Annotated in this window: 34 protein-coding genes; 19 read left to right on the forward strand and 15 right to left on the reverse strand. The window is 57.8% G+C overall.

Translation table 11 applies throughout. The features are described from left to right. The first annotated feature begins 6 nt into the window (after positions 1-6). On the forward strand, positions 7-651 hold the full coding sequence (locus AC2FGC_RS19635) for a DUF1523 family protein (protein WP_496726707.1): 645 nt from the start codon (positions 7-9) through the stop codon (positions 649-651). A gap of 62 nt (positions 652-713) precedes the next feature. Here AC2FGC_RS19635 and AC2FGC_RS19640 read toward each other — a convergent pair whose 3' ends face one another. The 6 genes from AC2FGC_RS19640 to AC2FGC_RS19665 all read right to left on the reverse strand — a co-directional run bounded on the left by AC2FGC_RS19640 (position 714) and on the right by AC2FGC_RS19665 (position 7,953). Then, entirely contained in the window at positions 714-1,808 is a 1,095-nt protein-coding gene (locus AC2FGC_RS19640; protein ID WP_496726706.1) for a flagellar basal body P-ring protein FlgI, read from the reverse strand. After that, complete coding sequence (locus AC2FGC_RS19645; RefSeq protein ID WP_496726705.1) at positions 1,805-2,812, reverse strand: flagellin; 1,008 nt, start codon at positions 2,810-2,812, stop codon at positions 1,805-1,807. The genes AC2FGC_RS19640 and AC2FGC_RS19645 overlap by 4 nt, the downstream gene beginning before the upstream one ends. A 2-nt stretch (positions 2,813-2,814) precedes the next feature. Continuing rightward, positions 2,815-4,266 carry a flagellar hook-associated protein FlgK gene (flgK, locus tag AC2FGC_RS19650; protein ID WP_496726704.1) on the reverse strand — a complete coding sequence of 484 codons (1,452 nt, stop codon included), beginning with the start codon at positions 4,264-4,266 and terminating at the stop codon, positions 2,815-2,817. Between the two features lie 34 nt (positions 4,267-4,300). Then, entirely contained in the window at positions 4,301-5,596 is a 1,296-nt protein-coding gene (locus tag AC2FGC_RS19655) for a flagellar hook protein FlgE (protein WP_496726703.1), read from the reverse strand. A gap of 98 nt (positions 5,597-5,694) precedes the next feature. Then, a complete protein-coding gene (locus AC2FGC_RS19660; protein ID WP_496726702.1) occupies positions 5,695-6,531 on the reverse strand; it encodes a flagellar motor protein MotB in 837 nt (278 codons plus the stop codon). A gap of 84 nt (positions 6,532-6,615) precedes the next feature. Beyond that, on the reverse strand, positions 6,616-7,953 hold the full coding sequence (locus AC2FGC_RS19665; protein ID WP_496726701.1) for a FliI/YscN family ATPase: 1,338 nt from the start codon (positions 7,951-7,953) through the stop codon (positions 6,616-6,618). A gap of 86 nt (positions 7,954-8,039) precedes the next feature. On the opposite strand from AC2FGC_RS19665, the gene AC2FGC_RS19670 reads away from it, so the two are divergent. From AC2FGC_RS19670 to AC2FGC_RS19710, 9 genes are read left to right on the forward strand one after another with little or no spacing between them, the layout of a single operon-like run. Continuing rightward, positions 8,040-8,426 (forward strand): FlgB family protein, encoded by a 387-nt coding sequence (locus AC2FGC_RS19670; RefSeq protein ID WP_496726757.1) that lies wholly within the window; start codon positions 8,040-8,042, stop codon positions 8,424-8,426. Positions 8,427-8,438: 12 nt separating this feature from the next. Then, positions 8,439-8,825, forward strand: coding sequence for a flagellar basal body rod protein FlgC (gene flgC / locus AC2FGC_RS19675; RefSeq protein ID WP_496726700.1), 387 nt, complete (start codon positions 8,439-8,441; stop codon positions 8,823-8,825). Positions 8,826-8,836: 11 nt separating this feature from the next. Beyond that, positions 8,837-9,127 carry a flagellar hook-basal body complex protein FliE gene (gene fliE / locus AC2FGC_RS19680; protein WP_113789169.1) on the forward strand — a complete coding sequence of 97 codons (291 nt, stop codon included), beginning with the start codon at positions 8,837-8,839 and terminating at the stop codon, positions 9,125-9,127. 4 nt (positions 9,128-9,131) lie between these two features. Then, a complete protein-coding gene (locus tag AC2FGC_RS19685; protein ID WP_496726699.1) occupies positions 9,132-9,404 on the forward strand; it encodes a flagellar biosynthetic protein FliQ in 273 nt (90 codons plus the stop codon). Next, complete coding sequence (locus AC2FGC_RS19690) at positions 9,404-10,114, forward strand: flagellar hook-basal body complex protein (protein WP_496726698.1); 711 nt, start codon at positions 9,404-9,406, stop codon at positions 10,112-10,114. The genes AC2FGC_RS19685 and AC2FGC_RS19690 overlap by 1 nt, the downstream gene beginning before the upstream one ends. A gap of 21 nt (positions 10,115-10,135) precedes the next feature. After that, positions 10,136-10,921 (forward strand): flagellar basal-body rod protein FlgG, encoded by a 786-nt coding sequence (flgG, locus tag AC2FGC_RS19695; protein WP_496783235.1) that lies wholly within the window; start codon positions 10,136-10,138, stop codon positions 10,919-10,921. Continuing rightward, positions 10,921-11,337 (forward strand): flagellar basal body P-ring formation chaperone FlgA, encoded by a 417-nt coding sequence (gene flgA / locus AC2FGC_RS19700; protein WP_496783237.1) that lies wholly within the window; start codon positions 10,921-10,923, stop codon positions 11,335-11,337. The genes flgG and flgA overlap by 1 nt, the downstream gene beginning before the upstream one ends. Beyond that, complete coding sequence (flgH, locus tag AC2FGC_RS19705; protein WP_496726695.1) at positions 11,337-12,068, forward strand: flagellar basal body L-ring protein FlgH; 732 nt, start codon at positions 11,337-11,339, stop codon at positions 12,066-12,068. Before flgA ends, flgH begins: the two co-directional genes overlap by 1 nt. 12 nt (positions 12,069-12,080) lie before the next feature. Then, on the forward strand, positions 12,081-12,608 hold the full coding sequence (locus AC2FGC_RS19710; protein WP_496779919.1) for a flagellar basal body-associated protein FliL: 528 nt from the start codon (positions 12,081-12,083) through the stop codon (positions 12,606-12,608). Between the two features lie 37 nt (positions 12,609-12,645). Here the strand turns inward: AC2FGC_RS19710 and AC2FGC_RS19715 are convergent, their stop codons facing one another. From AC2FGC_RS19715 to AC2FGC_RS19750, 8 genes are all read right to left on the reverse strand, one after another. Continuing rightward, the gene (locus AC2FGC_RS19715) at positions 12,646-12,990 is read right to left on the reverse strand and encodes a hypothetical protein (protein ID WP_496726692.1); all 345 of its coding nucleotides are present in this window, start codon (positions 12,988-12,990) and stop codon (positions 12,646-12,648) included. Continuing rightward, a complete protein-coding gene (gene flhB, locus AC2FGC_RS19720; protein ID WP_496783239.1) occupies positions 12,990-14,075 on the reverse strand; it encodes a flagellar type III secretion system protein FlhB in 1,086 nt (361 codons plus the stop codon). The genes AC2FGC_RS19715 and flhB overlap by 1 nt, the downstream gene beginning before the upstream one ends. Further along, complete coding sequence (locus tag AC2FGC_RS19725) at positions 14,072-14,845, reverse strand: flagellar biosynthetic protein FliR (RefSeq protein WP_496726690.1); 774 nt, start codon at positions 14,843-14,845, stop codon at positions 14,072-14,074. The genes flhB and AC2FGC_RS19725 overlap by 4 nt, the downstream gene beginning before the upstream one ends. Next, positions 14,842-16,929, reverse strand: a complete 2,088-nt coding sequence (flhA, locus tag AC2FGC_RS19730; RefSeq protein WP_496726689.1) for a flagellar biosynthesis protein FlhA — start codon at positions 16,927-16,929, stop codon at positions 14,842-14,844. Before flhA ends, AC2FGC_RS19725 begins: the two co-directional genes overlap by 4 nt. A gap of 9 nt (positions 16,930-16,938) precedes the next feature. Continuing rightward, positions 16,939-17,628, reverse strand: coding sequence for a lytic transglycosylase domain-containing protein (locus AC2FGC_RS19735; protein ID WP_496783240.1), 690 nt, complete (start codon positions 17,626-17,628; stop codon positions 16,939-16,941). Between the two features lie 73 nt (positions 17,629-17,701). Next, positions 17,702-18,130 (reverse strand): Lrp/AsnC family transcriptional regulator, encoded by a 429-nt coding sequence (locus tag AC2FGC_RS19740; protein WP_496783242.1) that lies wholly within the window; start codon positions 18,128-18,130, stop codon positions 17,702-17,704. A gap of 34 nt (positions 18,131-18,164) precedes the next feature. Continuing rightward, positions 18,165-19,397: an MFS transporter gene (locus AC2FGC_RS19745; RefSeq protein ID WP_496726687.1), complete on the reverse strand. Its 1,233-nt coding sequence runs from the start codon at positions 19,395-19,397 to the stop codon at positions 18,165-18,167. Positions 19,398-19,400: 3 nt separating this feature from the next. After that, positions 19,401-19,664, reverse strand: a complete 264-nt coding sequence (locus tag AC2FGC_RS19750; protein WP_496726686.1) for a metal-sensing transcriptional repressor — start codon at positions 19,662-19,664, stop codon at positions 19,401-19,403. A gap of 134 nt (positions 19,665-19,798) precedes the next feature. On the opposite strand from AC2FGC_RS19750, the gene AC2FGC_RS19755 reads away from it, so the two are divergent. The 7 genes from AC2FGC_RS19755 to ptsN all read left to right on the forward strand — a co-directional run bounded on the left by AC2FGC_RS19755 (position 19,799) and on the right by ptsN (position 24,582). Beyond that, positions 19,799-20,413, forward strand: coding sequence for a ribonuclease D (locus AC2FGC_RS19755; protein ID WP_496726685.1), 615 nt, complete (start codon positions 19,799-19,801; stop codon positions 20,411-20,413). After that, complete coding sequence (locus AC2FGC_RS19760) at positions 20,410-21,372, forward strand: KpsF/GutQ family sugar-phosphate isomerase (protein ID WP_496726684.1); 963 nt, start codon at positions 20,410-20,412, stop codon at positions 21,370-21,372. Before AC2FGC_RS19755 ends, AC2FGC_RS19760 begins: the two co-directional genes overlap by 4 nt. A 15-nt stretch (positions 21,373-21,387) precedes the next feature. Then, complete coding sequence (gene lptC, locus AC2FGC_RS19765) at positions 21,388-21,987, forward strand: LPS export ABC transporter periplasmic protein LptC (protein WP_058272998.1); 600 nt, start codon at positions 21,388-21,390, stop codon at positions 21,985-21,987. A 3-nt stretch (positions 21,988-21,990) separates the two neighbouring features. Next, positions 21,991-22,482 carry an LptA/OstA family protein gene (locus AC2FGC_RS19770; protein ID WP_496726683.1) on the forward strand — a complete coding sequence of 164 codons (492 nt, stop codon included), beginning with the start codon at positions 21,991-21,993 and terminating at the stop codon, positions 22,480-22,482. Next, complete coding sequence (gene lptB / locus AC2FGC_RS19775) at positions 22,482-23,240, forward strand: LPS export ABC transporter ATP-binding protein (RefSeq protein WP_058272996.1); 759 nt, start codon at positions 22,482-22,484, stop codon at positions 23,238-23,240. Before AC2FGC_RS19770 ends, lptB begins: the two co-directional genes overlap by 1 nt. Before the next feature lie 253 nt (positions 23,241-23,493). Next, complete coding sequence (gene hpf, locus AC2FGC_RS19780; protein WP_058273067.1) at positions 23,494-24,057, forward strand: ribosome hibernation-promoting factor, HPF/YfiA family; 564 nt, start codon at positions 23,494-23,496, stop codon at positions 24,055-24,057. 60 nt (positions 24,058-24,117) lie between these two features. Then, the gene (ptsN, locus tag AC2FGC_RS19785) at positions 24,118-24,582 is read left to right on the forward strand and encodes a PTS IIA-like nitrogen regulatory protein PtsN (RefSeq protein ID WP_496783244.1); all 465 of its coding nucleotides are present in this window, start codon (positions 24,118-24,120) and stop codon (positions 24,580-24,582) included. A gap of 61 nt (positions 24,583-24,643) precedes the next feature. Here the strand turns inward: ptsN and dalA are convergent, their stop codons facing one another. After that, on the reverse strand, positions 24,644-25,159 hold the full coding sequence (dalA, locus tag AC2FGC_RS19790; RefSeq protein WP_058276578.1) for a divisome-associated lipoprotein DalA: 516 nt from the start codon (positions 25,157-25,159) through the stop codon (positions 24,644-24,646). A gap of 169 nt (positions 25,160-25,328) precedes the next feature. On the opposite strand from dalA, the gene AC2FGC_RS19795 reads away from it, so the two are divergent. Both AC2FGC_RS19795 and AC2FGC_RS19800 read left to right on the forward strand, forming a co-directional pair. Then, a complete protein-coding gene (locus tag AC2FGC_RS19795) occupies positions 25,329-25,928 on the forward strand; it encodes a L,D-transpeptidase (protein WP_496736884.1) in 600 nt (199 codons plus the stop codon). 140 nt (positions 25,929-26,068) lie between these two features. Beyond that, on the forward strand, positions 26,069-26,251 hold the full coding sequence (locus AC2FGC_RS19800; RefSeq protein WP_496726682.1) for a hypothetical protein: 183 nt from the start codon (positions 26,069-26,071) through the stop codon (positions 26,249-26,251). Positions 26,252-26,302: the final 51 nt, after the last annotated feature.

Consider the following 26,302-nt stretch of genomic DNA (forward strand, 5'->3'; position numbering starts at 1 on the left):
TCGCTGATGCGTTACGTCAAATGGGCTATAATCATCCTGTTCTGGGGCACGATTGCGGCGGTGTTGAATTACACCCTTCCGCAGCACGATGTGGTTCGGATTTCGGATACCTATGAGAAACGGATCGACCCCGGTGAGAACAGCATCTTCTGGTCGGTTCATGACGTCGGCAGTGATGCGACAACACCAAACCGCGATGTGTTTTTCATTCAGACCCGCAAGACCAACGGCAAGGTCATGGTTTATCGGAACGAAGACACCGGCTGGGGCTGGCCACCTTATTTTAAACTAAACTCGTCGAACCTGCAGGCCGAAGCAGCAGACTTGAAATCAACAACCGAAGCGCCTCGCTGGGTGGTTGTTCGCCACTACGGTTGGCGCAGTGAGTTCCTGTCGATTTTCCCGAATGCCGTAAAGATTTGGTCGGTAGACAGCCAAGACATTCGGATCATTCCCTGGTTCAACATCATTTTTCTGACCGTTTTCTTCGCGATTGTGTGGGCCCTTTGGGTCCGTTGGCGCCGGTTTCGCGAGGCGCGGGTCGATCCCGTGATCGAGAATATGGAAGATGGCCTTTATGCCGCCGGCGACGCCATAGAAGAGCAGGGCAGCAGGTTCAGAAAATGGCTAAACAGCTGGAAATCCAAATAGGTTTTGGCGGGGCCATTTGGCCCCTCCGTCAGCCTTGGCGGTGACCTGTTGGGCTGAGTTCCTCAGCGTACGATAAACTCGGCGTGCAACGCTCCGGCGGCTTTGATCGTCTTCAGAATGTCGATCATGTCCCGGGGCGACACCCCTAGCGCGTTCAGGCCTGCCACGACTTCGGACAGGGTTGCCGCTTCGGGTATTTCAGCCAGCCCGGTGCCTTCCTCTTCTTCTATTCCAGCGATTGTTCTAGGCACCACAACGGTTTCACCGCGCGCGAAGGGGTTGGGTTGAACCGCAATCGGCGCCTCTTCAACCGTGAGTGTAAGATTGCCCTGCGAGACCGCCACGCGGGATATCCGCACTTCCTGCCCCATCACTATCGTGCCCGAACGCTGATCGACCACGACGCGGGCCTTGGTTTCGGGTTCGACCAGAATGTTCTCGATTCGCCCAAGAGCGTGGGCAGTCGAAATTGCCCGCGTTGCCGCTATGTTCAGCTCAACTGTCCCGGAATCCCGCATGATGGCCACTGCGCTGTTGAATTCGGAATTAATGGCAAGCTCGATCCTGCCTGCCGTAGTAAAATCAGGCTCTCGCAAAGCAAGGCGCATCTGGGTAAGCGCCGATAGTTCGAAATCGATTTCACGTTCCACCCTTGCCCCGGAGGGGATCACGCCGGATGTGGGAACGCCCTGCACCACCGAGGCAGCCTCTCCCTCAGCCGACACGCCGCCTGCCAAAACGGTGCCTTGCGCAACAGCGTAAATCTGCCCGTCGGCGGCGTTCAATGGGGTCATTATCAACGTTCCACCCAACAGGCTTTTGGAATCTCCGATGGCAGAGACCGTCACGTCGATTTGCCCGCCAACACGTGAGAAAGGCGGCAGGCTTGCTGTCACCAGAACGGCGGCCACATTTTTGGGGCGAAAATCCTCACCGTTGACGTTGACGCCCAACCTTTCGAGAATGTTGGACATGATCTCTTCGGTAAAGGGTGAATTTCTTAGCCCGTCACCGGTTCCATTCAGCCCTACAACCAGACCGTAACCGACCAGATCGTTTCCGCGGACTCCGTCGAAGTCCACCAGATCTTTCAGTCGGATCGCGCCGGCGGAGGCCAGGCCAGGAAGCAACATCAGAAGAAAAACAAGAACTCTCATCTCAGGAAATTCACTAGTGACAGGTTCGCGTTGCGAACGGTGACCGAATACAGGCTTTCCAGCTGGAACTGCACGGTTTGCAACTGAGTGGCGGTTTCATAGGGATCCGCCGCGATCAATGTGCCTCGGCTGCTTTGTAGGCTAGTCCGCGCCGCATTATTTCGCGTTTGCGCCTGTTCGATTCGGGCCTCGGTCGCGCCGACATCGGCGCGCAGTCCCACCAACTGATCCTTGGCGTTGACCAGATCGACGCCCAATTGTTTGAACACGGCCGTTCTTTGTTGCATCGGGACATTCAGACCGCTGTCCGCGACCACGGCTGCGACCGCGATGTCGCGAAGTGCAGCTTTGATGGCTGGGTCGGTCGCTGTCACAGGAATTGAAACGCTTTCATTCTCGGATATCTGCATGGGGGCCAGTTTTGTGCCGGATCCCTGATAAATTACCGCATCGAACCCGGTAGGATCGTTGAACCAATCCTCTGCCCTCTGCCGGATGTCCGCGACAGTAGCTACGCCCGTCAACTCGGCCTCTAGCGCGGTGATCAGCGTGTCAGCGGACGGAAGCGGAGAGACATCCGTTGCGGTGCCCGAGTAAAGGCTGCGCCCTCCGGCGCGGGTGTTCAACGCAGATACGATCGCGTCCAGTTCGTTTCTGGCCTGAGCCGATGCGTTTTCGTGGGTCACCGCCTGATTTGAGGTGCCAAAGGACAGAAGTGAGGCGGTAATCCCCTCAACAGCGCCGGCAACTTTATTCAGGCTCAGCTGCATCGCATCCGTGAACAACCCGGCTTCGGCGGTCGATACTTTGAACGCATCCAGTCTGGACAGGCTGCGATCCAGGTCCAGCAGATGAGAGTAATCACCGTCCAGATGGCCAGACAAGTCCTGAACCCGTCCGGATGACAATTCGTAGGACAGTGTTTCGATCTGGTTTTTGATCTCGGTTGACCGGGTTCTCAGCGTCAAACCACGCGCCAGATCACCAATGGATGTCAAATTCATCGTCATAACCTCAGCAAAGTGTCCATCATCTCATCCAGGGTCGAGATGAGCCGCGCATTCGCGGCGTATGTCTTTTCGATCTGCATCAGGTTTTGCAGTTCGGTGTCGGTATCCACGCCACGTTCAGCTTCGATCTTGGCCATTTCCAGTTGCGAGTGCTTGGCGAATGTCATGCGCCCCTCGGCGGCATGGGCGTTTGCCCCAGCCTTAGACAGCAGTGCCTCGGCAATTTCCGCAGCTCGCATGTTGCCGGTGCCATATAACCCCCCGGCAACAGGACGGGCATCGTTCAGGACCGCGCTAAAGGCCCTCAGCTGCGTTGCATCGCCTGGATCCCCCGGAGTGGCGGCGCCGAGGCCCGTCCGCAATTTCCAGCTGTCACCACCAGCATCGGGGTCCAACGCCACGTTCAAGCGTATGCGCGAAGCCAATCCGATTGCCGCAGTTGCGTCGTAGCGATTGCCATCATCGGTGAACACGCCGGGATCAGTTGCCGCGACGGTCGGATCAAGACCGGCGGTCTCGAACCGTTCGATCAGGTCTTGAGCGGCGGTGTCCAAGTGTACTTGAGCCTCAACCGCCAGTTCATCGCGAATCTCGAACTGAGCCGCCAGCGCACCGCCCCTAAGCTGCGCACTATTGCCGCCGGTACGCACAGGCTGCCCGTTCATTTCAAGACCTGACAAAAGGCTGTTGGCAAATGTCATGTGCGGCTTGGTTTCGCCGGTAGTCGTAAAACTGAATTCTGCTGCCTGCCCCTCTAAAAGGATCAGGCCGCCGTCTGAATATAGCGACACACGGTCGTTATCCCGCGCTACGACATTGACCGGCATCAGCTCGTTCACTTGATCAATCAATACTTGGCGCTGATCGAGCAAGGCATTGATATCGCTGCCGGAGTTCTTGATGCTGGGGATCTTATTGTTCAGCTTTTCGATATCCTGCAAGGACTGGTTCAGGCGGTTGACCTGCTTGCCGATGGTCCTGTCTGCGTCCGACCGCGCCTGACGTAAACCTTCGGATGCCGCGTTAAGGCTGTCCGCCAAATCCCGGGCAGCGCGGGCCACCTGATCCAGCCGCACTTTGGAATCGGGCAAGCTGGCGGCCGTTGTCATGTCGTTCTCAAATTCGGTCAACCGAGAGGCAAAGGATTTGGGGTCATCAACCGAACCTACGGCCTTTTCAAAACGGGTGTAGAACTCTGAGATTGCGCTTGTACCGGCAAGATTTGCGTCGGAATCGCGCCGGTTGGCGATCAGGGCCGGGTCCTGATGGCGCGTCACACCGACGGTGCGCACGCCGTTGCCTGAGATCGGACTTGTTGCCAATTCCAGCGAGCGACGCGCATAGCCCGGTGTCAGGGCGTTGGCGATATTGCCCGAGACAACTGCGGCCCCGCGGCTTGCGGCGGTCAGGCCTCCCAACGCGTTGTTCAATGCTGTCGTCATGTTCATCGGACAGGTCCTTTCCCTAGCTCAAAGCCCCGGATCAACGTTTGATGTTTGTGGTTTCCTGCAGCATCTCGTCGACGGTCTGGATCACCTTGGCGCTGGAGGAAAACGCCCGCTGCGTTTGGATCATCGAGGTCAGTTCAGTTGCGACATCGGTCGTGGATTCCTCGCGTGCAAAGGATACCAGATCGCCGGTCGGCCCATCGCCCGCGTTCCAAAGGAAGAACGTTCCGCTGTCGCGGGATGGCGCATAGGTCTGATTATCCTGCGCCGTTAACCCATTGGGATTGGGAACATCGACAAGCGGAATCTGGTACACGCGCCGGCTGACACCGCTGTCGTATTGCGCGTAGACATACCCGTTTTCATCCACCTTCACGCCTGTCATCGTTGCAACGGGGGCACCGTCGCGCGTGATCGATACGGGGGCAAATGTATCCGACAGCTGGGTAATTCCATCTTTGTCGCCAATCTGACCGATATTAATCTCCATCGGCCCGCCATCCACGTTCACCACAAAACTGCCATTTGCCGGATCGTAAGCACCACCCGATATGGTGGTCACGCTGGCCAGCGTGCCGCCTGCGGTTCGGCTGTCGGTGAAGGTCAGGCGGTACTCTCCGATCACCGCACCGCCAGATGCGGTATCGCGCAGTGTCATCGTCCATTCATTGCTGGAGCCCGTACCGGGCACGGTCGGGACCAGTTCAATATTCACGGATTCCGATTTTCCGAGGTTGTCAAAATACTCAACAGACAAAGGCTGTGCGTCACCCGGTGCGCCGGCATCCGTCGCCGTGGCCGGAAGGTTCATGCGAAGGTTCATGCTTGTGGTCGGTGAACCGGTTAGTTGGTTGACGCTGAGTTTGACGGGTTCCAGCGCAGCTGGCGTATCCCTTGGCACATTAGGGATCGATCCGTCGGGGCCAGCGGGCCAACCCAACAAAACAAGCCCCGATTGCGTCACCAGATGACCCTGCTCATTGGTGCGGAACGAGCCAGTTGTGGTCAGAAGCATCTCATTCGAGTTTGACGCCACCTGAGAGCTGGGTCGCACGGGCAGCAGGCCACGGCCGCGCACTGCCAAATCGGTTGAATTGTTCGTTGTGACCAGCGATCCACGCTGGTCGATCATGCGTTGACTCGTGGTTCTGACGCCGCCTGCCGAATAGCTTCCACCCTGACCGGAGGTGACCATCGAGTGAAAGTCGGTCTCAACCCGTTTGTAGCCAAAGGTGGACGAGTTGGCGATATTGTCAGAGATGGTCGCCAGCCGGTTCGCGTTGGCCTTCAAAGCGGCCACACCGGCATTCAGCGAAGAGGAAATTGTCATTGGCACGCCCTTCTGTTGCGTCAAAACGTGATGCAACAGCTAACGTACTGGCCCTTAACAGCACGCTAACAGGTAAAATGCGTTCTATCCTTTTGGGTCTAGGGCGTGCGCAGAAAGATGACCTCGATCCGGTTGTTGCGAACGGCCATCGGGTTTTTGGCTGTCAATTCACGGTCTGCGTGGCCCGTGACCCGATCCAGCCTTTCGGCGGCCAAGCCCTTGCCTTGCAGCATCTGACGCGCTGCCTGCGCGCGGGCCGTCGACAGATCCCAGGCCGGGTTTTGCGCCAGGACAACCGGCGATGCACGCACATGTCCTTCGACGGCGACTGCATTCTGCACCAGGTCCGAAGACCGCGCCACCAGCAACGCCAGTGCGCGCATCATGGCGGTGGGCTTATCGGTCCCCGATTCGAACAGCGGCTGATCCTCGGTATCGAACAGCTCGACAACCAAACCTTCATCTGTGACCTGCGTGACGATGTGTTTCAGGACCTTGTCCGAGACCAGGCTTTCACCGGTGCGCCCCAAAAGCTTGGCTTCAAGCGTCGAGAAATCCTCGAGGTTTTCCTTGCCGCCCTCGGCGTTCACGCCAACCGAACCACGTGCCTGCCGCGCAACGGTTGGGCTTTTCTGGCTGGCGCCCGAACCATCCATCACCATGGTCTTTTCCGAGAACATATTGTTGCCGCCAAAGGCGCCGTCACCGCCGCCAGACACCGGATTCACGGGGATTGTCGGAGAAAAGTAATCCGCCAGTCCTTTGCGTTGTTTTTCCGTCGTTGCATTCAGCAGCCACATCAACATGAAGAACGCCATCATGGCCGTGACAAAGTCGGCATATGCGACTTTCCACGCGCCACCGTGGTGACCATCGCCACCGGACACACGTTTCTTCTTGATGATGATTGGCGCCGCATTGGATTGCGCACCCATCTCCACCACCTTTTTATCACCCGATACCAAGGTATCAGCGCAGGTCTTAAGGCAGGCTTAACGTTTAAAACTGTCGAGATATCTCTACTGCGCCAAAGCGGTTCCTGCCCGACGCAGGATCAGCTGCAGGTGGTTGAAGCTGTTCTGGATGTCTTCCGTTTCGGGTTTGGCGAAAAAGCCGTCCAGATCATCATGAACACGTACCGCCTGATCGAGAAGTGGGTCCGCGCCTTCGGAGTAAAGCCCGGCCCTGATCATAACTTCGGATTGCTCATAGCTGCCAACCAGTCGGCGGGTTTGGGATATCAACAGGTTCTCTTCCGCCGTGGCCGCACTCGGCAGGCTGCGCGAGACCGAGCGGCTCAGGTCAATGGCCGGAAACCGGCCGCGTTCGGCGATCTCACGGCTCAGGACAATGTGGCCGTCCAGAACGCCACGCAGGATATCGGCAATGGGTTCATCCATATCAGATCCTGCAACCAGAACGCTGAACACGGCTGTGATGTCGCCCTGCTCTTCCGTGCCTGTCCCGGCCCGCTCGCACAGGGCGGCAATTAAAGGGGTTACAGAAGGGGGAAATCCGCGCAGCGAAGGCCGTTCGCCCATGGCCACGGCAATCTCACGATGCGCCTCGGCAAACCGAGTGACCGAATCCGCCAGAAACAGCACGTTCAGCCCCCGGTCGCGCAGGTATTCCGCCACCGACATCGCGGACCAGGCACAACGGCGGCGCGCAAGGGCGGATTGATCAGACGTTGCGGCCACCACGACCGACCGCTTCATCCCCTCAGCACCCAGCGCGTGTTCGACAAACTCGTTCACTTCGCGCCCACGCTCACCGACCAGCGCCACGACAACCACATCCGCCTGCATCGACCGCGCCAGCGTTGCTAGCAGCGTGGACTTTCCCACGCCAGAGCCGGCGAACAGTCCAATGCGCTGACCCTGAACGATGGGCAGCATAGTGTTCAGCATCGCAAGACCAGTCTCCATTCGTTGACCCAAAGGTTTGCGATCGACCGCAGGTGGAGGCGCTTGCATTATGTCCTGCTCCTGAATTCCCGACAGCAGCGGTTTTCCGTCCAATGGATTGCCAAACGGGTCAACCACTCGTCCCAACCAATGCATTCCCGGCGCAAAGGCTGGTGTTTGGTTCAGAATCACTCTGTCACCAAGGCAGACCCCGTCCGGTGCCGTGGCGGGCAGCATGTGAATCAGATCCGATTCGACATGCAATATCTCGCCTGCTAGATTCGGCCCATTGCGTCGGCGTAAGGTCACATGATCCCCGATCCGCGCATGCGTTGCGAGGCCTTCAACTTCTATAACCCCGCGCGCGACGCTGGCCACATGCCCCATATGGCGTGTGGCAGTCAGGCGGTCGATTTCACATTTCAAAAGCATCGGGTCGAGATCGGACATCGTGGGTTCTCCAACGGTTTCTGAAAACGGTTTTTAAAGGAATCGGGGTTAAGCCTTGATTGAAATTGATCGAGGGAGAAGCCCCGATGTTCTATGACCTGAACGTCTTTAAAACCGCGTACGCAATGGCAACCCATGCCGGGCAACGGCAATCCGTCATTGCACGAAACATGGCCAACGCGGATACGCCAGGCTACCAGCCCCGCGATATCGAGGCCTTTCAAAAAGCATTCGAAAGCGCGGGTCGTGAGGTCGCCATGACTGCCACGCGGGCGGGACATCTGAATGGTGTTGGTGGCCCAAAGCCCTGGGCTGAGATTGAAGCCACCCCTTCGGGTGACCCAAACGGCAATGGCGTTTCCGTCGAGGAAGAGGTGCTAAAGGGCGTTGAGGTCAAGCGTCAGCATGATCGCGCCCTGGCGATCTACAAATCTTCAATGAACATTCTGCGCAGCAGCGTCGGCCGGGCATAAGGGGGCCATAGGATGAGTGACTTTTCCCATTCCCTGACCGCCTCTGCCAGCGCCTTGCGCGCACAGGCCGCGCGTTTGCGCCATGTGTCCGAAAACATCTCGAACGCGGATACGCCGGGTTATCGGCGCAAGACAGTTCCGTTTGAGGCCGTGAACAAAGGCGGCAACGAAATGGTGCAGGCTGGGCGGGTCAAGCTGGACCGCCGTGCGCTGTCTCGCATTTACGACCCAAGTCATCCGATGGCCGATGACACGGGTCACTATCGTGGCTCGAACGTCGATCTGATGATCGAGATCGCCGACGCCCGCGAGGCGCAACGCAGTTACGAAGCCAACCTAAAGATGTTCGATCAGACTCGTCAGATGTCGTCGAGCCTTATGGACCTCCTCAGAAAGTAAAGGACACCAGAATGGATATCCGAGCAATCAATGCCGCCCAGAGTTATGCGGGCGCGCGCCCCGCAACGCAAGCTGACCCAGACCATGCCGGAATGGCCCAGGGGCTGCGGGCAGGGTTTCAGGACTTTGCCGCGACGCTGAAACAGTCCGAGCAGATGTCGCAGGCCGCAATGACCGGGCAGGCCGATCCGCATGCCTTGGTGCAGGCGCTGGCGCAGACCGAACTGGCGGTAGAAACAGCTGTGATCGTGCGCAACAAGGTGGTCGAGGCTTACCAGGAAATCCTGCGGATGCCGGTCTGACGCAATGCTCAGCGAAGGTCTGTTCTATGACATCGTACGTCAGGCGCTTTGGGTCGCAGTCATCACTTCGGTTCCGATCCTGGCGGTGGCGCTGGTTTCGGGCCTGATCGTTGGTCTGTTCCAGGCGCTGACCTCGGTGCAGGAGATGACGCTGACCTTCGTGCCCAAACTGATCGCCATAGTCATCGTGTTCTGGATTTCGATGGGGTTCATGACCCAGACGCTGGTCACGTTCTTCGCAGGAACACTCATCCCTTTAATCGCAGGAGGTCGCTGATGGATACTGCCTATGTCACCCTGTCCCGGCAATCGGGTCTGATGAACGAAATGCGCCTGGTGGCGAACAATATCGCCAATGCCAGCACGACCGGCTACCGCGCGCAAGGTTTGGTTTTCTCGGAATTCGTACGCGATATGCCCGGAAACCCGTCCCTGTCCATGAGCCGCGCCGAAGTGCGCAATACCTCGCTGCAGCAAGGCGTGCTGACCGAAACCGGAGGGCAGTTCGACTTCGCCATCGAAGGGGATGGGTTCTTTATGGTTGAATCCCCCGCGGGCAACCGTCTGACCCGTGCCGGTGCGTTCTCATCCAACGCGGACGGGGATCTGGTGACCATGGATGGGCACCGCGTGCTGGACAGCAATGGCGCGCCCGTTTTTATCCCGCCGGACGCGGCATCCATTGATGTCGGCAGCGACGGTACGCTGAGTGTCGACGGGCAATTGCTGGGCCAAATCGGGGTTTACCGCGTTGCCGATCCCAAAACGCTGATGCGTGAAGGCAGCACGCAGTTCCGGGCCGAGGGCGACATTGAACCAGTCGAAGAACCCGTGGTCATCCACCGTTTTCTCGAAGGATCGAATGTGAATGCCATCGCGCAGGTCTCGCGCATGGTCGAAATCCAGCGCGCCTATGAATTGGGTCAGAGCTTTCTGGAAACCGAAGACGAACGGGTGCGCGGCGCGCTCAAGGCGCTGATGCGCTGATTTGGACAAGGAGAATTTGACATGCGAGCTTTGAAAATTGCGGCAACGGGAATGACGGCGCAGCAACTGCGGGTCGAGACGATATCGAACAACCTCGCGAACATGAACACTACGGGCTACAACGCGCGGCGAGCCGAGTTTGCAGATCTGCACTATCAGCAGGTGGCACGGGCGGGTGCGGTCAATGCCAATGACGGCACGGTTCTGCCAACGGGTATCCAGTTGGGCCTAGGGGTGCGCCCGGCTGCGGTGACCGCGCAGCTGTCGCAGGGCGCCCTTTCAGCCACCGGAAGCGATCTGGATGTTGCAATCGAAGGGCGCGGTTATCTGGAGGTGACGCTGCCCAACGGACAGTCCGGCTATACCCGCGATGGCAGCCTGAAACGATCCGCCGAGGGGTTGATCGTAACCTCGGACGGGTTTGCCGTAGCACCCGAAATTACCATTCCTGACGATGCGCGGTCGATCTCGATTAACCCAGCGGGCGAGGTTTATGCCTATTTCGACGACGCGCCAGAGGGGCAACTGCTGGGAGAGTTCACCCTGGCCAGTTTTTCCAACGCCAAGGGGCTCGAGGCGATTGGCAGCAACCTGTTCAAGGAAACCGAAGCTTCGGGCGCGCCTGTGGTTGGCGCACCTGGAGAGGATGGGGTGGGCACGCTGCGGCAGGGCTATCTTGAGGACAGTTCGGTCGATGCGGTGCGCGAGGTCACCGAACTGATCGAGGCACAAAGAGGGTATGAAATGAATGCCAAGGTCATATCCGCTGTCGATCAGATGATGAGCGCAACGACGCAGGTGCGGTGATGCGGGTTCTGAGTTTTGTTCTGGCCTTGGCGGCTCCGATCCCGGCAATGGCTGAAATTGTGGTGTCGAAACGTACCATCCGGGCCAAGGAAATCATTTCAGCCACTGACCTGGAAACCAAGGATCAGATGGTTCCAAACGCGGTGAGCAATGCGGACTTTCTGATCGGACAAGAGGCGCGCGTCGCCCTCTACCCCGGGCGTCCTATTCGTGAGGGCGATTTCGGTCCGCCGGCAATTGTGGATCGAAACGATCTTGTCGTTCTTGTTTTTGACCGCCGCCCCCTGTCCATCACCGCCGAAGGTCGCGCATTGGGCCGCGGCGCGGTCGGGGATCGTATCCGGGTCATGAACCTGTCGTCACGCACAACCGTCACCGGACGTATCCGGCCGAACGGCCAGATTGAGGTAAAATGATGTCTGCACTTTCAAAAACTCTGTTGGTTGCCGTTCTCATCGTGTCGGCCTGTGGCCGCGTGGATCACCTTGGCAAACCGCCAAGCTTTACGCCCAATGATGAATCGCCGGAACATGTGGCGATGCTTTGGCCCGGCTTGCCCTTGCATACGCAGTCGGCGCGCAACGTTGACAAATCCTCGCTTTGGAGCGGAGGTCAGCAGTCCCTGCTGGGAGATCAGCGCGCGATCAAGAAAGGGGACATCTTGACGGTCGTGATCGAGTTGGACGAAAAGGCCGAGATATCGAATGACACCAACCGATCCCGTAGCGGCTCGGAAAGTCTTGAGGTGCCGGGACTGTTTGGATTACCGCAACGCGCGGCCGAGCACCTGCCAAACGGCGCATCCCTGGACGAAGCTGTTTCGATCGATTCCTCGTCGACCAGCAAAGGCAAAGGATCAGTAAAGCGAAAGGAAAAGCTGACCCTGCGGGTGGCCGCAACCGTGATTGATGTTTTACCAAACGGGGTGCTTTCGATCTCGGGGTCGCAGGAATTGCGCGTCAACTTTGAGCTGCGTGAACTTTTGGTCGCGGGCTACGTGCGCCCTCAGGATATCTCGCGCCAGAATGAGATTACCTACGACAAGATCGCGTCGGCGCGTGTGTCCTACGGTGGTCGCGGTCAGATCTCTGACGTTCAGCAGCCCCGTTACGGGCAGCAAATCCTGGATTCAATTTTGCCATTCTGAGGGGAGGGAGTGATGAAAAAACTGATCCCGGTCGTCCTTCTTTTCGCGGGCTTGGGTGGTGGCATTGCGGCAGGCGTGTTTCTGGCCCCTTCGGACAAAAAGGCCGAAGGTGCCAAAGATATGAACGTCGAGTCAAAACAAGACAAGACTAAGAAGAAAGACCCGAAAGCCACGGCAAAAAAATCCGGCAAAGCGGACAAAAAGGACGGTTTGGGTTCTTATGAGTATCTGAAGCTGACCAAGCAATTCGTGGTTCCGATCGTGGAATCGGATCGGATTGCTGCACTTGTCACCATGTCGCTAAGCCTTGAGGTCACACCTGGAATGGCCGAGCCGTTCTATGCCTCGGAACCCAAACTGCGTGACCGCTTTTTACAGGTACTGTTCGACCACGCCAATACCGGTGGTTTTGACGGGAACTTCACCCGCTCGGATAACCTGGGGGTCTTACGCGAGGCGTTGCTGGATGAGGCGCGCAAGGATCTGGGGGACGATGTTTCAAAGGTTTTGATCATGAGTGTGAACCGTCAGGATACGTGACGGGTCGGCGGGCCCTGGTTGGATCACTGGCAGGTCCTTACTGGTGTTTTTTGCATAAGTTGGAAACCGCCTGCTTGCGCCCGAATGCGACGCGCAGATTCGCAAGGGCTGTCAGCTTTTGTGCTCGTAACCGCGCAAGTTGCATGTTGAGCTGCCTGCGTGTCGCCGATTCCCACCCGTTCCAGAGAACATCTGTGCCGGTAACACGGTAACTTTCTGCAGACGCTGTCTCTTGCCGGGTTTGTTGGACTTGGGCGTCAAGTCGGGCCAATTGTTGTTGTACCCGTGCCTCGGCCTCCAGCAGCGGGCGCAGGGATTGGTATTCTCGCTGAAACGAGGCTTCGGTCACTTTGGCCAGATCCCGCAGCTGTGTGCGTTGCATCAGATTTGCCCCTTCACCCGTTTGCGCATCGCCTCGGCAAACCGAATAGCGGCGGCAACGGGGCGGTAGTGTTCTTCCGAGATCTGCTGCCCGATCTCAACAGTGGCGTGCAGCGCACGTGCCGTTGGCGGATCGGGATGGATCGGGACGCCAGACGCCCCGGCGGCCTCGCGGATCGCGGCGGCCACGGAATCCACGCCCTTGGCCACGCAAACAGGTGCCGATCCGGCGGTCCGGGACCATTTCAGCGCGACGGCAAAATGGGTTGGGTTCACGATCACGACATCGGCTTTTGGCACCTCGGCCATCATTTGATTGGTTGCGATATCCTGGGCGCGCTGACGACGTTGCTGTTTTACATGCGGGTCGCCTTCGGCATCTTTGGTCTCATCCTGGATTTCCTTGCGCGACATCCGGTTCTTGCGCATGTGTTCGGCGTATTGCCAGATGTAGTCGACCACACCGATGGTCAGAGCCACCGCAATGACGATGAACATGAACCGAAACAGCAGATTCATCATAAGCATCACTGAAGACTGGGCTTGAGTCGCGCTTGCGGACAGAATCTCGCTGAGGTTGGCCCGCAGGAAAAGCGCCAGGCATGTGCAGTAAATCACCAGTTTTGCAAAGCTCTTGGCAAATTCGAACAAGCCGCTGCGCCCGAATTTGTTCTTGGCATTGGACGGTATCGAAATGCGCGACATCTTGGGTTTCAGCTTGGTGGGCGCAAAAACCAGCGCACGTTGTGAAATCAGGCTGAGCAGGACGGCGGCGGCGGGCAGGCCAAACAGGATCGAAACAGACAATGCAGCCGTCTGCAGCATCCCCCCGACGGGGCTGGACGCCGAACCTGTTGTCAGCAGTTGGCCAAAATCATCTGCCTGATCAATCAACACGACAAACAACGTTCCTATGTTGCGCACCGCGAATTGCCCCGCAGCAAGCATAGCAACCAGCAAACCGACATAGGCCGCCACAACGTTCAGGTCGTTGGACTTGGCGATTTCCCCTTTTTCGCGCGCTTTCTGCAGCTTTTGCGGTGTCGCCTCAAAGGACTTGTCACTGTCGTCGTCCTGACCGCTCATCTTTTGACCTCAAGCGGGTTCACAATGAAGGCGAACAAGGCATCGGACCACACTGACAAGATCAAAGGGATGCCAGCAAACAGCAGAAACAAACCCGCGAAGGTGATCGCGGGGGCACCGACAAAGGCCACCATCAACTGAGGCATCGCCCGGTTTATGACCCCAAGCGCAAGGTTATAGATCAGCGACGCGATGACGAAGGGCATGGCCAGGCTGAACGCTAGACCAAAACTGCGCGCGATGTGTTTCACGCCCCATTGCGACATATCCGGTGCCAGCGGAGCAACGCCCATTGGAAACAGCGTGTAGCTGTGGATCAGAAATTGCGCGATGCGGATGTGCAGGCCTAGCAGAACCGCCAATGTCAGACCTGCGAGTGTCAACAGATATCCCATTGCAGGAACAGGATCGACAGCGGCCCCGCCCAGAATCTGCGACAGAGATGCCGATTGTGCCGCGATGGACCCCGCAGTTTGCAAGGCCAGCACGAACAGGCGCAGTCCAATGCCCAGTGCCAGCCCGACAAGTGTTTCGGAGCCAATCATCCGCGCCAAAGGCAATAACCCTTGCCCGTGGTCAGGCGCTGGAACGGCGGGCGTCACGATCAGTGTAAATGCCGCGGCGATCCCCAGCTTGACGCGGGTTGGAATGCTGCGTTCCCCGAAGGCGGGTAACAGCGATACCAGCGCCGACACGCGCAGGAAGACGGCAAAGAGGTGCCACAGACCATCTGCCAGTTCCGGCAGCAACGCTGGAGGCACAGCGATCATGCGGGTATCGTTCCGACCAATGCGGGTCTGGCCTCGAGCCCGATTTCCTCAAAGGACAGGACCGGATTCGACACCCCCCGCGCCTGCATGATCGTGCGCAGCAATCGACGTCGGCGGGTTGAGGTTACGACTGCCGGGAACACCCCGTGATCGGCGGATTGCGAGACGGTTTCGACGACACCATCTGCCAGTTTGTTGAACAGGTTCGGCGGCAGGGCGACATCCAATCCAGCGTTGGGCGCGTCGATCTGGTACGAGGCAAACGTGTCTTCCCATTCAGGCGCAAGCTGGATCAGCGGAATGGAACCGTCCCCCCGCTTCATGTCGGCAACCAACTGGAATCCCAATCTTTGCCTGACCAACTCGCAAATCCCTTCGGGTTGCGTCGTGGTCAAGCGCGCCTCGGCCACAGTTTCAAGGATCAGGGCCATGTTACGGATCGAGACTTTTTCCTCCAGCAGCAGGCGCAAAACAGAATGTAACGTGTCGATTGGCACCTTGTCCGGGATCAGCTCGTCCAGCAGCTTGCGGTTCGCTTCGGCCCGAACCGGATCGCTAAGCCGTGTCATCTCGGACAGCAGGCGGCGCAGGCATTTCAAAGTCAGCAGCCGCGCGAAGTTCTGTTTGATGATCTCAAGCAGATGTGTCGCCAAAATCTCGGGGGGAGAAACGATGGTCGCGCCGCTCAGCGCCGCGGCTTCCTGATCCTTTGGTAGAATCCAGCGCGCCGGAGCGCCATAAACAGGTTCGGTCACATCATTGCCTTCAGGCAGCATGTCATGGCCGTCCTGCACCAGCGCCAGTACCAGATCAGGGTTGAGAACACCGCGTGCCTGTTCGACCCCCTGTACCTTGATCACATAGGTTCCCAGTGGAAGTTCCGCCCGGTCGGTCAGGCGGATGTCAGGCAGGATCAGTCCAAAGCCTGAGGCGACATATGTGCGCATATTGGCAATTCGTGCGTCCAGCCCGGTGCCAGGGTTGAGAACCATGCTGACAAGATCAGGGGCGAATTCCAGGTGGACGTCGTCCAGATCCAGAATGTCCCCGATGGCTTGGGAAACCGGGGTCTCATCCTGCGTCGAGGGCGCATGTTCCGCGTCGGCCTCGGCCTTCTGTTTGCGGTGCACCGAATAGGCCGCATAGCCCAGAACGCCTGCGCCAAGGATGAAGGGCAAAAAGGGCAGGCCGGGCACCAACGCAAATAACACCATCAGCATCGCCACTGTGCCCAGCGCCGCAGGGTGGCGCCCCAGTTGGGAGAAGATCGCGCTGTCGGTCGCACCCTGGGTTCCGCCCCGCGCCAGCAAAAGTGCCGAAGCGATCGAGATGATCACGGCGGGAATTTGCGAGACCAGTCCGTCGCCAACAGTCAGAATGGCATAGGTCTCAAACGCGGCAGAGATGGGCATTCCCTGCACGATCACGCCCATAATCAGGCCCATCACAAGGTTCAGAAGCGTGATCAACAGCCCGGCAACCGCATCACCTTTGACGAATTTCGAGGCCCCGTCGAGCGAGCCGAAGAACGTGGTTTCCTGTTGTTCACGTTCGCGGCGCTCTTTCGCTTGTTGATGATCAATGGCCCCGGCGGACATGTCGCTGTCGATGGCCAGCTGTTTGCCGGGCATTCCGTCCAGAGCAAATCGCGCGCCGACTTCGGCCATGCGGGCCGCGCCCTTGGTGATGACCATAAAATTCACGATCAGCAGCACACCAAACACGACAAGGCCCAGAAAGATGCTGCCGCCCATGACGAAGTTCGCAAAGCCTTCGATCACATCTCCGGCTGCGTTAGGGCCGGTATGCCCCTGACCGATGATCAGCTTGGTCGAGGACACGTTCAGCGACAGTCGCAGCATCAGCGAGGCCAGCAGGATGGTTGGGAATGACGAAAAATCCAGCGGGCGTTCGATGAACAACGTCAGTGTGAAGATCAGAATCGCCAGCGCGAATGAGGCGGACAGGCCAACATCCAGAACCCATGCGGGCATAGGCAGGATCATCATTACGATGACAGTCATCAACGCCAGCGCCAGCAGCACGGTCGGAGAGAAAAGCGAACGGGCGTCGATCTTGGGCACACAAAGCTCCTAGTTGAACTGTATGAAGGCCGTCGCGGCACCAGCCACCGGTACTAGCGATCCCATCGCGCCAGTGTTGGCAGGCTCTGCCCGACGTGGAATTAATGGATCGGCAGCCCCGGTAAACGGATCGCGCGTCGCAAATGCGTTTGGGGTTTGCTGATCCAACTGAGCCAGAACGGTTTGAAAACGCGCCACATAGGCGTTCGCCAAAGCGGGTGTGCGCGAGTGATAGGCCCCGGCGGCAGCTTTCCACGAGCCCAGCTCGGCATATAGATCTTTCAGAAACCGCGCGGCATATGTGGCGTTTTCATCTGGGTCGAACATGGCGTCGATCGAGCGGAACGCCTTGCCGTGCCAACGGTAATTGATCTGGAAGCACCCGATATCAAAGCTGCGTTTGCCTGCTTTGAAGATGTCGAACACATATGATTTTGCCTCGAACTCTGAGGTGAACCAAATGCCCTTTCCTTCAACATTGATCGTCCAGGGCCAGGGTTGCAGTGCCCCGTCAGCTGTGCGGCCCGTTTCAACGCGGACAATGGCGCGCATGACATCTAGTGGCACACCTTCGGACCGGGCGGCGCGCTGGGCGGCGTGGTCGCAGATGCGGGCTGTTCGGGTGTTGGGCATGGCAAAACCCTGCGGCGCAGCCAACAGCGTCACCAAGGTCAGTCCTAAGATCGTTCGATATGGCATTCTGCCGGTCCGGGATTCTGATCAGTCCGGGCCAAGCTAGCTGTGTCAGGGTTTACAGAGGGTTATCGGCCGCTCAGTTTCGGTCGATCCGGCGGCCGAACACGACACTGGTGTTGGTTCGCAAAACCCCGGGGATCTTGGCCAATTCGTCGACCAGAATGTCCAGATCCTCGATCCTAGGGGCTTCGGCGGACAGCAGTAGGTCGAATTCCCCATTGATCGATAGGCAGAGCTTGACCTCGGGATAAGTTTCCAGCCGCTTGATAATACGTTTGGTCTCTTTTTGCTGAACCTCAAGCAAGACAACGACCTGAACGCGCGGGGCGTCTTCGGGCTCGCTCAGAACCACCGAATACCCGGCAATCACGCCGCGTTCTTCCATCCGTTGGATGCGTTCATGCACGGTGGTCCGGGCCACACCGAGATTCGCCGCGATCTTAGTCGTAGATTCGCGGGCGTTGTGCTGCAGGGCTGTGATGATGCGGCGGTCAAGCTGATCCATAGGGCCAAGGTGTAGTGCAAATACCTTGGGATGCTCAAGGTTTGTCAGCGTGTTCGCCCGACGTGATTTTCTGCCTGGAGCGCGGCCAGATCAGAAGCGCAACACCAAGCCCCAAAAGGGCCGCCACAGTCATCCAGATCAATGTCTGTTCGGTTCCTTTGGTGGTCATCAGCCACCCGGCCATCGGGTACAGTACCAGCCAGCAGGCATGGGACAGGGTGAACTGCGCGGCGAAAACTGCTGGTCGGTCTTCCGGGCGGGCCGTGCGTGTCAGCAGACGGCCGGAGGGTGTCAGAGTGGCTGAATAGCCAAAGCCAGCACCTGCCCATAACACTGCGAGCCCCCACAAAGTCATCTGGGTCGAGGCGAACAACCCCGCTGCAACGGCCATCGTAAGTGTCCCGAATGCTGCACCAGCCAGCATAGCGCTGCGATCCTCGTAGTTGTTCAGAAGAGACGGCAGGATGAAGGCCGCCACCATCGAGCCGCCCCCATACCCGGCCAATGCTACGGCCACAGCGCTTTCCGACAGCCCAAGATCAGCGCGCACGATTACGACAGTGTTGACGATAACCATCGCGCTGACTGACGCGGCCGTCCAGGTCAACGCCAGCAAGCCGCGCAACCGTGTCGTACCAAGGTATAGGCGGATGCCACGGGTCGTCCGGTCGTAAATCCCCCTCCGTTTCGTCGGTTTGGGCGAAGGCAGGGCGACCGACACGACAAGGATTGCCGATGCAATGAACCCAAAGCTTGTGCCCCAGAACAGGCTGTCGAAGCTCATGATCAACAACAGCGCTGCAGCCAGAGCGGGACTGAGCAGGCTTTCGAGGTCATAGGCCAGCCGGGACAGCGAGAGGGCTTTGGTATAGTCCTGCTCATCCGTCAGAACATCCGGGATCGTTGCCTGAAAGGCAGGGGTGAAGCCGGCAGAGGCCGATTGCAGCAGGAAGATCAACACATAGATCTGCCAGATCTCGGTCACGAACGGCAGACAAAGCGCAACGGCGGCACGCACAAGATCCAGCGCCACCAACATTTTGCGTCGGTCCAGCCGTTCTGCAAACGCAGCGGCGAGCGGGGCGACAACCACGTAGGCCACCATCTTGATGGTCAGGGCGGTTCCCAGAACCATACCTGCCGCGTCACCGGCCAAATCAAAGGCGAGCAACCCCAAGGCAACCGTCGCCAGCCCGGTTCCCATCAACGCGACCACCTGAGCCGCCAGTAAATGCCGATAGACACGGTTCTTCAGGACGCTCAGCATCGGTCAGAGGTACTTTGTGATGGTTTTGAAGTCTTCCACTTCCGGGTCTTTGGCTGCGGTGGTTGGCGACAGGCAATGATCAATATGATCGTGGATCAAGGCCCGTTTGGCGTTGGTAATCGCCTTTTCAACCGCAAAAAGCTGCTGTGCGATGTCGGTGCAGGGGTCTTGATCTTCGAGCATGGATATTACCCTGGCCAAATGTCCGTGCGCCCGTTTCAAACGCGCATGGATCTGCGGGTGCGACTCGTGTTTGTGCTGTGTCATGTAATAACCCTATCCCCCCCATAGGGATATGGTCAACGTATCGTACGGGTCCCTGCCGCCCCGTTATGGATGGCGTTGAGTTTAGGGACCAAACCTCCTATCTCGGGGACGATACCGGACAAAGGACAAGCCCCGTGGCAAATCATCTTTACAAAAACGACCTGCCGGACGGGTTGGATATGGGCCCTGTTGTGGCCATCGACTGCGAGACCATGGGTCTGAATCCGCATCGGGACCGGCTGTGCGTGATCCAGATGTCAGGCGGCGACGGAAACAGCCACATCGTCCAGGTCGAAAAGGGGCAGACCGAGGCCCCGAACCTGTGTGCGATGCTGGAAAACCCCGACGTGCTGAAACTGTTCCACTTTGGGCGTTTCGATATCGCTGCGATGTACCACGCGTTTGGCGCGCTGGCGGCTCCGGTCTATTGCACCAAGATCGCCAGCCGGTTGGTGCGAACCTATACGGATCGCCACGGGCTGAAGAACCTGTGTCAGGAGTTGATCGGTGTCGATATCTCCAAACAGCAACAAATGAGCGACTGGGGTGCCGAAGCCCTGACAAATGCGCAGCTGGATTATGCGGCTTCGGACGTACTGTACCTGCATCAGCTGCGCGAGGCGTTGGACGGGCGCTTGGCCCGCGAAGGCCGCACCGAAATGGCGCAGGCCTGTTTTGAATTCCTGCCGATGCGTGCGAAACTGGACCTCGCCGGTTGGCCCGAAACGGATATTTTTGCGCACTCATGACCGATACCGAAGCATTCCTGAGAACCGCACGTCAGGTCATCACCGACGAAGCCCGCGCGTTGGACGTGCTGGCCGAAAGCCTGAATGAAGATTTTGCTGATGCTGTGCAGATGATCCTGCATGCTCCGGGCCGCATCATCATCAGCGGTATCGGCAAATCGGGTCATATTGGCCACAAGATTGCCGCCACGCTGGCCAGCACCGGCACGCCGGCCTATTTCGTACACCCTGCCGAGGCCAGCCATGGCGATCTGGGCATGGTGTCGAAAGGCGATGTGGTTCTGGCCATCTCAAACTCGGGCGAAGCGCCGGAACTGGTCAATCTGCTGGCCTTTACCCGCCGCTTTGGTATTCCGTTGATCGGCTTGTCCAGCAAACCGGAAAGCACGCTAATGACGCAGGCGGATGTGCATCTGCTGATCCCGTCGCTGGGCGAGGCTTGCGGTTTTGGCATGGTGCCCTCGATCTCGACCACTTTGACCTTGGCGATGGGGGACGCGCTGGCCATTGCGTTGATGAAGTACCGTGATTTCAAGCCCGAGGACTTCCGCGCCTTCCACCCCGGCGGCAAGCTGGGCGCGCAGCTTTCAACCGTGCGGGATTTGATGCACGCCGATCTGCCAGTTGTGTCTGAGGGTACCCCAATGAGCGAGGCGCTGCTGGTCATGAGCCAGAAAAGCTTTGGCGTTGTCGGCGTGACGGATGAGACGGGCCGCCTGATTGGCATCGTGACTGACGGCGATTTGCGCCGGAATATGGACGGCCTTCTGGACAAGACCACCAAAGAGGTCATGACCACCAATCCGCTGACCATTTCCCCGAATGCAATGGCGGAAGAGGCGGTGGCGATCATGAACGACCGCAAGATCACTTCGCTGTTCGTGGTAGACCCCGAGACACAGGGCCAAGCCGAGGGGCTGTTGCATATCCACGACTGCCTGCGCGTCGGATTGGGCTAAGCGGAGGGTAGTGCGGTGGACGGACACTCACGCAGGGTACAGTTCTTCAAGGTGGTGCTGCCACTGGTGGCTATCGCTATGCTGTCGACCGTGTTCCTACTGTCGCGCAGCATCGAAACCAATGTGTCCGTGCCCTTCAACCAGCAGGATATCGATGAACGTTTGGCGGATCAGGTGGTGACGCAGCCCAACTACCAAGGAACGACCCGCAAAGGTGAAGACGTTCAGATCGAGGCAAGCCGGGCAACGCAGGGTACTGAGGGCGAAGCGCCAACAGCGGCCGAATTTCGGGGCCGCTTTGGCCTGCTGAATGGCGGCGTAATCACTTTGGATTCCAACTCTGGCATGATCCGTCCGGATAAGAATACGGCTACCTTTGTCGGGGATGTGGTTATAACAACAACGGACGGCATCGTCGTCACAACGGATCTGTTGAACACCGCGTTGGACGAAATTCAGGGCGACACGCCCGGTCAGGTCGACGGAACCGGTATTATTGGTGATTTTACCGCGGGCAGAATGACATTTGGGACTGAAAAAAAAGATGGACCGGTCCATATTATTTTTACAGATGGCGTGAAGTTGGTGTATGAGCCTCAAAAAGCAGAAAGATAACCTGTGTTCTATTTTCGATTAGCCCTTGTAAGCGCTGCTCTGGTAATTGGTGCGATCTCTGCGACAGCGCAGGAAACTCAGGTTGCTTTCGGTTCGGCCAATGCCGACCCAAGCCTGCCGGTCGAGGTAACCTCGGAAAAGCTGAACGTAAATCAGGAAGACGGCTCGGCCGAGTTTCTGGGGAACGTGATCGTCATTCAGGGCGAAATGCGGCTGACGGCGGAACGCGTGCTTGTCATTTATAACGAGGACCGTTCAGGCATCGAACGGATGGAAGCGACCGAGGATGTGATTCTGGTCAGCCCTCCGGATGCGGCCGAAGGCGACTGGGCGGAATACACCATCGATTCAGGTGAGATCGTCATGAAGGGCAACGTTCTGCTGTTGCAGGGGCCAAGCACGATCAGCGGCGACCAGATGAACGCCAACCTGACCACTGGCAAAGCGACGATGACCGGCAACGTGAAGACCATCCTGCAGCAGGGGGCCAACTGATGGCTCAGCCAAACCTGACGGTAGCCGAAGGCGCGTCCGGCCTGAAAATCGAAAAACTTCGCAAGTCCTACCGAAAAAAGACGGTGATACGCGACGTTTCCATGACCTTGGGTCGATCCGAGGTGGTGGCGCTGCTGGGTCCGAACGGGTCAGGCAAGACCACCACATTCTACTCGGTCGCGGGCCTTGTGTTTCCTGAGGCCGGCACTGTTACGATTGACGGTCAGGTTGTCACAACGCTGCCTATGTATCGCCGTGCGCGACTTGGGATCGGATATCTGCCGCAAGAGATGTCGATTTTCCGTGGCATGAGCGTCGAGGACAATATCGCCGCCGTTCTGGATATCACCGTCAACCATGCTCACCGCCGAAAGGAGCGGCTGGAAGAACTGTTGTCCGATTTCTCGATCGAACACTTGCGCCGCGCACCCGCGCTGGCCTTGTCGGGCGGTGAACGCCGCAGGGTCGAGATCGCGCGCTGTTTGGCAGCAGATCCGAAATATTTGTTGTTGGATGAACCCTTTGCGGGGGTCGACCCGATCAGCGTCGGGGATATCCGCCATCTGGTTGCGGACCTGAAAAAGCGTGGAATCGGCGTGTTGATCACCGATCACAACGTGCGCGAAACACTAGAGATCGTGGATCGTGCCTACATCCTGCATGACGGTCAGGTCCTGATGTCCGGCACACCCGATGAAGTGGTCGAAAATGAAAACGTGCGCCGGGTTTACCTAGGCGAAAACTTCCGTATTTCATGAGCTTGCGCAGATTTTCGCCGGGCGCATAGCGGAAATCACGTATATACACGCCTGTTTTGATTGACTCTCCCGCCGTCTCTTGCCTCAATTAGACTATGGCATTTCTTCGGTTCCCGACTGGATCACGACGCCCCTTCCTGGAAGGGGGGCCGGTGCGGTTACCGCAGGATTTGCCGATGTCCCCCACCCGATAAAAACAAGCGCGTCGCATTACGTGACGTCAGAAATGGGTGTGAATTGTGAAGGAGATCACATGCGTTACCAAATCAGCGGAAAACAGATCGACATCGGTGCGGCCCTGCAGACTCATGTGCAGACCGAACTGGGCGAGGTCGTGGGCAAATATGCCCAACGTCCGACAGATGCCAACGTCGTCTTTTCCCGTTCAGCGCATGAATATGTATGCGAAACCACAGTGCATCTTTCCACTGGTCTGACCGCTCAGGCCAAGGCACATGCAACCGAGATTTACGCGGCGTTTGAGGGATGCTGCGACAAGATGGAAACGCAACTGCGCCGCTACAAGCGCCGCCTGAAAGACCACCACAAGGATCGGTCCGAGCCTGTTGAACTCTTCGGAGCGTCGTCTTATATCCTCGCCTCTGACGAATCAGAGACGGCTGACGAGCCCGATACTCTGCAGCCCATGATCGTGGCTGAGATGGAAACCAAGATCCCATCGCTGAGTGTTGGAGAGGCGGTCATGCAGATGGAACTTGCCGGTGCGCCGGTGTTGGTGTTCCGGAACGAAAACAAGGACGGATTGAATGTCGTGTACCGTCGCGAAGATGGTAATATCGGCTGGATTGATCCGTAACAGGCAAGACTAGCAAGGCACGCCCCTGCAAATGCAGGGGCCCCGCCGTGGAGCGTGATGATGGAGCTTTCGAGCATATTAAAGCCCGAAGCAGTACGTGTGTTGTCCGCCGCTTCTAGTAAGAAGCGGTTGTTTCAGGAAATTGGCGATGTTGCCGCCGGAACTTTGCATCTGGATGCGCAGACTGTCGTCGATTGCTTGTTGGAGCGCGAAAGCCTTGGACCGACCGGGGTTGGACACGGTGTCGCCTTGCCACACGCTCGGCTGACAGATCTGGACTCTGTTTCGGGTGTGTTTGTAATGCTTGAAAAACCGATTGATTTTGGATCGGTCGACCGGCAGCCGGTGGACATCGCTTTTGCACTGTTTGCGCCGGAAGAGGCGGGTGTCGATCACCTTAAGGCGCTTGCGCTGGTGTCACGTACACTGCGTGATGCGTCTGTTTGCACAAAGCTGCGGGCCAACCCTGATCCGGTCAAGCTTTACGCGATTCTGACCGAAGCGCAGTCCATGCAGGCCGCCTGACCTTGCTGAAATAAAAAAGCCCCCGAAAGGTGGGGGCTTTTTTCTTCGAGGCGGCTTTTGGTTACCCGCCTGCTCCCATTTCCAGCGTCCACCAGATTTTCCCGCCACTTTCCTGATGCCAGGAAAAGCCCATTTGTGAGGCTTTCGGGTCCATGATCACGGCTCGGGGGCCAGGTTCCTGCATCCAGGCGGCCAAGGTTTCGGTTTCGGTCTCATAGGTTTCCGAAATCGCCTCACCCAGGAAGGTTCCGTAATAACCAACGCGTTGCGCGCGATCTATGGGCGACGATCCGTCCGAACCGAAGTGCCATGGGCGGTTCTGGCGCGCCATGTCCTTAGAGTGGGTCGCGGCCGCGGCATTCAGCTGCGAGTTCAGCTGCACCGCCTGCAAACCCTGAGCCTGGCGCAAGGCATTTACCGAATCCAGCATGCGGAACTGGAGCTTTTCGGGGTTGCCGCGGATTTTGTAGACCGACGGCAGTGGACGGCCATCCGATCCGTAAGTTGGGGTGCTGCTTGGGGTACATGCAGCCAGCGCAACAAAGCAAAGAAACAGTAATGTGATAATACGCGTCATGATCGACCTGATTATTGTGTCGACATACGGCATAGCGCGCCATGCAGCCTTCGGCAAACCTGCAATGGCTGATTCTTGCATGTTTCTGCCGGTTTGATTTGCGATTGACGCATTCTGGCAATAAAATACGTGAAAATTTCAGGACAACTTTCGCAAAGGACCGGTCACTATGGTCAAGAAACCCATTCATTCATCTAGCCGCCGAGCATTTCTGGCCGGTGCTTCGGCCTTGTTGGCATCGCCGGCGATTGCCCAGTACGTTCCTGGTGACCCACTGCGCCCAGCCCCCGAGGCCGAGCCAGACGTGCGTCGCAATGTCTCGGGGTTCCGCGCCCTGGATTGGCAGCCTTATTTCTCGAATACGAGAAATGGGGCCATTCTGGTCGATACGGTGTCCCGAGCGCTGCATTATTGGTCAGATGATCAATCTGTATACAAACTCTACCCCTCATCCGTTCCGCTGACCGAAGAATTGACCCGCCGGGGCCGCACCAGCGTCATCCGCAAAGTTGAGGGTCCCAGTTGGTCGCCGACACCTTCTATGAAGAAACGAAATCCCGAATGGCCGGACCATATTCCACCGGGCCCTGATAACCCATTGGGAACACATGCTTTATACCTGAGTTGGAAATACTACCGGATTCACGGAACGCATGACACGCGCAAAATCGGTCGCCGGTCGTCGAACGGATGCATCGGCCTGTTCAACGAAGATATCGCTGAACTGTTCTCGATGGCGAAGGTCGGCACGCAAGTGTTGCTAATATGACGACATTTTCGCGCACGAACCCGCTTGTGGCTCAAGTTGCAATTGCATTCCAGCCATATAGCTGATTAGAAAAAAACCACGAGGTAAGTCTTAGGTGTGCGGATCCGATTGATGGAGCCGTGCAAACTCTGGAGGTTAATATGAAAAAACTCGTTCTCGCCGCTGCATTTACTGCTGCTGCTTCGACCGCTTATGCCGGTAACCTGGAAGAGCCGGTTGTTGAAGCACCGGTTGTTGTAGAGGAAACTCAGGGTTCGTCGCAGGGTATCATCCTGCCGCTGGTCCTGCTGGTCGTAGTTGCCGCAGCTGTTGCAGCAAGCTAATTTGACGAGCTAAATCTAGAGAAAAGGCGGTGGAGTGATCCACCGCCTTTT

The sequence above is a fragment of the Ruegeria sp. CDSC054 genome (assembly GCF_059610645.1).